The organism is Mesorhizobium sp. M4B.F.Ca.ET.017.02.2.1 (assembly GCF_003998955.1).
GTDB lineage: Bacteria > Pseudomonadota > Alphaproteobacteria > Rhizobiales > Rhizobiaceae > Mesorhizobium > Mesorhizobium abyssinicae.
On the sequence record NZ_RZOF01000328.1, the window covers coordinates 1 to 7,049 of the forward strand.

The 7,049-nt window shown below is 65.6% G+C and carries 2 protein-coding genes and 1 pseudogene; 1 reads left to right on the top strand and 2 read right to left on the bottom strand.

What is annotated here, in order from left to right:
* A pseudogene (locus EN738_RS27875) lies at positions 1-3,013 on the bottom strand (translocation/assembly module TamB); the annotation flags it as partial.
* Positions 3,013-4,941, bottom strand: coding sequence for an autotransporter assembly complex family protein (locus EN738_RS27880; protein ID WP_127286475.1), 1,929 nt, complete (start codon positions 4,939-4,941; stop codon positions 3,013-3,015). The gene EN738_RS27880 and the pseudogene EN738_RS27875, both read right to left, overlap by 1 nt.
* Positions 4,942-5,220: 279 nt before the next feature.
* On the opposite strand from EN738_RS27880, the gene EN738_RS27885 reads away from it, so the two are divergent.
* Positions 5,221-7,049, top strand: a 1,829-nt coding sequence (locus EN738_RS27885; RefSeq protein ID WP_245494758.1) for a PAN/Apple domain-containing protein, incomplete at its 3' end; no start/stop codon positions are given.

Sequence of the window (7,049 nt, forward strand, 5' to 3'; positions counted from 1 at the left end):
AGACAGGCTGGGTGCCCTGCCCGGCCGCCTTCACGGACAGCGCCTGCAATCCAAGCTTGATCGGGCTTTCCGCACTGCCGAACGACAGCGGCAGGCTGGGACCCGTCGAGACAAGGTCGAGGGCGAAATCGCTGGCGCCGTTCGGATTGATGGTGCCGGAAGCCTTGCCGGAAATCTTCTCGCCCGAAAGCATCGCCTGATCGAGGACGATACCGCCCGCAGTGGTGAAGCTTCCCATCGCATTGAGGCTGAGCGGCCCAAGCCCCGCCTGGCGGGTCTGGCTGGTCTCGCCGCCGGTCAACTTGGCATTGAAGCGGACGTCCGGATTTGCCGCCGGGCCGGTGACTTCGGCCGTGCCGTCGAGCGTGCCCGCGGCGTCGAGGCCGGGCGAGAAATCGTTGGCAAGGGCGGCCGGCAGCGCCGAGACCGTGGCCGCGAGGTCGAGCGTCTGGCCAGCCTTGCCGGAAAGCGTCACCGAACCGCCGCCAAGATCGAGCACCAGCCTTTCGATGCTGGTCACGCCATTGGCGATGGTGAGGTTCGACGGTCCGGCGATCGCCGCCTTGATGCCGCGAACGGTGGCTTCGCCCGAGGCGATCTCGACATTAGTGGTGCCGTTCGCGATCTTGACCCGGCCGGCGGCGGTGGCCGGAATGCCGGCAATCGTGGCGCCGCCGCTGAAATTGGTCCAGTCGCCGTCGCGCTTCAGGTCGACGCCGATGCCGCTGACGACGGTGGTCCCCGATGTCACGCTGTCGGCCTTGATCGTACCCGAGATCGCCGGGCTCTTGAGATAGTTGGCGATCAGCGCGTTGACCGTAATCGTCTTCGCCGCCACGTCGCCGCGCGCGATCGAGCCACTGGCGGCATTGATGGTGACGGTCGGCGCCTCGCCTTCCTTGGCGAGGACGATGGTGCCATTGATGTCGCCGGTCACCGTTTGACCGCCAAGCGCCGCCAGCGGCGCAATGTCAGGCACCGCCAGCGTCAGCGTTCCTTGCGGCAGCAAATGATCATCCAGCGCAAGGTCGCCGGAGACCTTGTTGTCGCCGAGCGCCAGGCTGAGCCCCTTGATCGAGCGTTTGCCCTCGCTGGTCACCAGCGACGCCCTTATGTCCAGCGCCTGCTCCTCGACGGCGCCGGTAAGTGCGATGTCGGCCTGGGGGCTGGCGATGTCGGCCTTGCCCTTCGCCGAAAGCTTGACGTCCTTCACCGTGCGCCCGGCCGCCGTCAGGCTGGCGCTGTCGGCCGAGACCGAAAAGTCCGGCGCGAAGCGCGGGCCGCTCGCGGTCAGGGTGAAATTGATCCCGCCGGCGAGCGGCGTGCCGGCCAGCGAAGACAGCGCCGAGACGTCGCCCAGCGTTCCCTTGACGTCGGCCTGGATGTCCGAGCCTTGCGCGCTGGCGGTGCCGCTGGCGCTGAGCGAGCCGGAGGTCAGCGACAGCGAATTGGCGGCAAACGCCCCTTGCGGATCGCGGGTGGCGGCCGCCGAGAACGTGACGCGCTCGCCCAGCACCGAGCGGATCTGCGGCGGCAGCGCGCTCGACACCGCGTCGGCATTCATCTTCAGCTTCATCGCCAGGTCGGTGAGCGAAACCGTCGCCGTCAGCGAGGCATTCAGCGCATCGCTGCGTAATGTGCCCTCGTCGAGGGAAATCTCCTGCTTGCTGATCTTGCCGGCGAGATCGGCGACGAGCTTGCCGGTCACCAGCGGCTCCAGTGTCGCCACGTCGGTCTTGAGGCCGCCGGCCGCGAGTTTGATGGATATCGGGCCGCTGCGGTCCTCTATGTCGAAGCCGTCGGAATGGATCGCGGCTGTGAGATCGTTGAGCTGTGTGCCGCCCGCCGCCACCGACACCAGCGAAGCGCCGATATCGACCATCGGCGCCTTGCCGTCGCCGAAGGCGCGGACGGTGGCGTTCCTGACCGCCACCGTGACCGGCTGCGCCTTGGTGCCGACGTCGAGCACCACGGGCTCGCCCTTGGCGGCGAATTCGACCGACAGGTCGCTGGCGCCCTTGGGATCGACGGAACCGGCGGCGGCGCTGTGCACGGAGCCGCTCTCGACCACCGCCCGCTCGATGTCGACGCCGCCGCTGGGGGTCGCGATGCCGGCAAGATCAAAGCTGGTCTTGCCGGCAAACAACGGCTTCAGCTTTTCGGGCAGGAAGCGCTCGAAATCGCCGTCGCCCTTGGCCTCCACCATATGTCCCTTGTCGGTGAGCTGGTGGCGTCCGGTGAGCTGGGTGACGATCTGGCCGTCGACGACGAACGTGCCGATGCCGCTCCAGTTGGCCAGCGGTCCTGTGCCGGAGACGACGATCTCGACCGGCGGTTGGCCCGGCAGCTGGAGCAGATTGGCGATGATACCGCCGGCCGGCTCCGATGCCTTGAGATCGAGGTCGAGCTTGTTGTCGGCGGGAGCGAAATGCAGCTTGGCGTCGACATTGCCTTGCTTGCCGTCGTGGCGGATGACGTTGAGAACCGTATCGACCGAGAGCGGCGCGGCTTCGGCCTTGACGGATCCCTTGGCGGCAAGTTCGGCGATGCCGCTGCCGGCCAGCGCCTCGCCCAGCGCGATCTCCGGCAGGTCTATCTGCTTCACGTCGATCGAAACCGGCAGCGATGTCGTGCCGCTGTCCGCCGGCTGATTGCTTGCCACTGGCAGCCGCGCCAGTTCGACCCGCTCGGCAGCGAGGCGCTCGGCGCTGAAATTCTTCGACAGAAGCGCCAGCGGCGACCAGTCGAGAGCCACTTTGCGCGCCACCAGCCAGGGCCCGCCGCGGTCTTCGACCACGACATGGTCGAGCCTGAGCGCGCCGGACCAGATGCCGTCTATGCCGCTGACTGTGACCTTGCGCTCGTCGCTCGACGCCAGATTCGAGATCATGCCGGCGAGATTGTCGCGCCCGCGCTCGGTCTTGGTCAGCACGACCAGCGCGCCGACCACCGCCGCCACCACGACGAGCAGCGTGTAGAGAACAATGCGAAGGATGCGCCGGAACGTCTTCATCAGAAGGCCTGACCGATGCCGGCATAGATGCCGAAATGCGGGTCGCCCGGACCGCGGTTGAGCGGCACCGCCGCATCGACACGCAGCGGCCCGAACGGTGTAAGATAGCGCACGCCGACGCCGGCGCCGACCTTCATGTCGGAAAAGTCCGGAAACGACTTCGTCGACACGGTGCCGGCGTCGACGAACGGCACGATGCCGATCGTGTCGGTGACGGCGATGCGCATCTCGACCGAAGTCTCGAAGAACGACAGCCCGCCGATCGGCTGTCCGTCGATATCCTTGGGGCCGATGCCCTGATAGGCATAGCCGCGCACCGAACCGCCGCCGCCGGAATAGAAGCGCCGGTCGGCCGGAACGTTTTGCAGGCCGGTGCCGACGATGGAACCGATGGTAGCGCGTTCGGCGAGAACGAATTTGCTCGCCGTGTCGAGCGACTGATAGGCCGACCCTTCGCCCTTCAGTTTGAGGAACGTCGCGCCGTTCAATAGGTCGTAGCTGGGCTCGGCATAGGCCAGCACGCGGAAGCCGCTGGTCGGGTTGAGCCGATTGTCCCTGCCGTCATAGACATACTGCAAGGGAACGCTGGCGATCAGATAGGTGTGCTTGCCGAAGGTGTCGGTGATCCGTGAATAGTCGAGGGCGAATTCCGCCGAAACCCTCTGCTTCTTGTCCAGGTCGTAGGAGACGCCCATGTTGCCCTTGACCGAGAAATGGTCGTAGGCGTCGGGATGCTCGAACACCGTCTTCACGCCAGTGAAGAATTTCGATGACGGCCCGAGCACGCCCGGCTTCTCGAACATGATGCCGGCATTGTAGTTGAGCTCGCCGAGATCGTTGCTGCCGATGCCGCTGATGGCGCCCTCGATGCGCAGCTTTTCGGCGCGGCCAAACAGGTTGCGGTGGCCCCAATAGCCTTCCAGCCCCAGCCCTTCCGTGTTGGAGACGGTGCCGCCAAGCCCGAAATAGCGCGGTTTGCGCTCGCTGACCTGGACGTTGATCGGGATATTGCCCTCGGCGTCGAGGCTTTCGCCTTCCTTCATCGTCACGCTGTTGAACACTTCCAGCCCGAGCAGCCGGTCGCGCGCGTCGTCGATCTCGTCGGGCGAATATTGGCGGCCGCGCTTCAGCCCGGTCATGTATTCGGTGAAGTCGCGATCGACCTTCTCGGTGCCTTCGACCGTCGTGTCGCCATAGCCGGCGACCGGGCCGGCCGCGACCGTCAGCGTCACGTCGAGCGTCGAGGTGGCGTGCTCGGCCACGATCTGGCGGTCCGTGATCGTCGCCAGCGGCCGACCCTCCTGCTTGAGTGCCCGCACGATCAGCGCTTCGGCCTTGAGCACGGCGCCCGACCCGGCATCGCCGCCGGCGATCAGGCCGAAATCGGCGCTGGCGAGCCCCGCGGCGTCACCTTCGAGCCTGATGTTGCCGAGCGTGAATTTCGGTCCGGCGGCGATGGAAATGGCCACCGGGATCGGTTGCGGCCCCTTGAACTCCGCGTCGGGCGGCAAGTCGTCGAGCGGCTTGCCTTCGATGGTTATGGTGACGACACCTTCGTAGCGGGCGTCGGCATAGAGGGCGGCGACCAGCCCCTCGCGGTCGGCCCGCGCCTTGGCCAGCAGGCCGAGCGAGCCGGAGACCGGGCGCTCCTCGTCCGCCTTCAGCGTCGAGGCATTTTCCAGATTCTTGACCAGGTCCTTGTCCGCATCGGGCGCCTCGATGGTCACGGAATAGCGCAGCGGATCGACAATATCGGCGTCTTCGTCGCTGGCAGAGCCCCAGAGCTTGATGCCGAAGATCTCGAAGGCCGTCGCCGGCCGCGATTCGGCAATGAAAACAGCAGAGCAAAGCGCGGCCAAGAGCAGGGCGCGCGGAAGCCCGCGCCCTGGCGCGATCCCCCCTGACATCTGCTTTTCATGCGCCGGCATTAAGACAACCTAGTCGACAAAACTAAAATTGGAATGAAGTTCTGAAGCGCTCGTAAAGGGGCCACAATCCAATTGTCTGAAATAGACAGGGCTTGGAATTCACACCTTTTGCGTCTTCGCAAGATTGCGTGATCCCTTGTCCTATGGAGGTTCTGTCGAAATACCGGCCTTTGGCCGGCATGGAAACCGTTGGCGGGTGCGAACCTGCCGAGCTCCGGCGTTGACAAGCTCGACTGAAGCTTGATCATGCCGGAACGCTGGCGATGTCTGGAGGGTGATGTGGCAATGCGCGCGGCTCGTGGTATCTCGTTCCTGGTCCTTCTCTTTTTCGCCTTCAGCGGCGTCGCGCAAGCGGCGGAAGCCCGGCGGATCGTGACGACGGACAATTCCGACTATTTCGGGTTCGACCTCAGGTCCGACCAGAATGTCACCCTCGACCAATGCAAGACGACATGCCTCGGCGACCCCGCCTGCCGCGCCTTCACCTACAACACCAAGGCCAAATGGTGCTTTCTCAAATCCGACTATAACCAGCTTAAACCCTTCAACGGCGCCATTGCCGGCAAGGTCGCCAATGTCGATGGCGATCCCGATATCGGCGCACCGCCGGAACTGGCTTTTTTCCCCAGCTGGATGGCCGACCAGGCGCAGCAGTACCGCAACAAGCTGACCGATCCGGCCTATGACAAGCCGACCGAAGGGCTGGCGGCGCTGCAGGCCGCGGCCGAGCAGGCGCAGCTTACCGGCGACCATCGCCTGGCCATGCAGAAATACGAGGCCGCGGCTACGGTGCTGCCCGATGACGGCCATCTGTGGCTCGAGCTGGCGCGCGAGACGCTTGCCGTGCAGCCGGCCTCCAACACCTCCGAATCGTCGACCTTGCCGACAAACGGCACGTCCGCCGCCTTCAACGCCTACAAGCTGCTGCGCACCACCAAGACGCGCGCCGAAGCGCTCGCGCTGCTCGGCGCCGGTCTCGACCGCCGCGATCTCTACCGGCCGTCGCTGCAGGCTTATGAAGCAAGCCTCGCGCTGGTCAGCTCACCGTCGGTGCAGGCCGATTATGCCGACCTCAAGGCCCGCAAGGGCTTCCGCGTCATCGATCACACGGTCGATGCCGACACCAGCGCGCCGCGCATCTGCGCGCAATTCTCCGAGGATCTGGTTAAGACCGGGGTCGACTATTCGCAGTTCGTCACCGTCGACAACGCCGCCCCCAAGGGCGTCGAAGCCAAGGACAAGCAGATCTGCGTCGAAGGGCTGGAGCATGGCCAGCACTATGAGGTGACGTTCCGCGCCGGCCTGCCGGCGGCTATCGGCGAGGTGACCAGCGCGCCTGTGGTGCTGTCGATCTATGTCCAGGATCGCGCGCCTTCCGCCCGCTTCACCGGCGACAGCTTCGTGCTGCCGGCGGGCGCGCGCCGCGGCATCCCGGTCGTCACCGTCAACATGAACGCCGCCAAGATGAAGCTTTATCGCATCGGCGACCGTTCGCTGGCGCAGCTTCTGTCCGGCTATCAGTTCCTGAAGCAGCTCGACGGCTACGATCTTTCCAACATTTCCGACCAGATGGGTTCGCCGGTCTGGGAAGGCCAGCTCGACATCGCCAACGACCTCAACAAGGAGGTCACCACCTCGTTCCCGGTCGACGAAGCGCTGCCGCAGCGCAAGCCCGGCGTCTATGTGCTCACCGCCCAGGCTGTCGACGACCACAGCGACGAGTATGATTCGCGTGCGACGCAGTGGTTCGTCGTCTCCGACATTGGGCTCTCCACCTATACCGGCCAGGACGGGCTGAACGTCTTTGCCCGCTCGCTTGGAAGCGCCAAGCCGATCGCCGGCGCCGAACTGACGCTGCTCGCGCGCAACAACGAGATCCTCGGCACCGCCACCACCGACGCCGAGGGCCGTGCCGTCTTCAACCCCGGCCTGACGCGCGGCGAAGGCGGCATGGTGCCGGCCGTGCTGATGGCCAAGCAGGGCGACAACGACTTCGTCTTCCTCGACATGGGCCGGGCCGGCTTCGACCTGTCCGACCGTGGCGTCACCGGACGTCCGGCGCCCGGCGCGCTCGACGTCTATGCCTGGACCGAGCGCGGCATCTACCG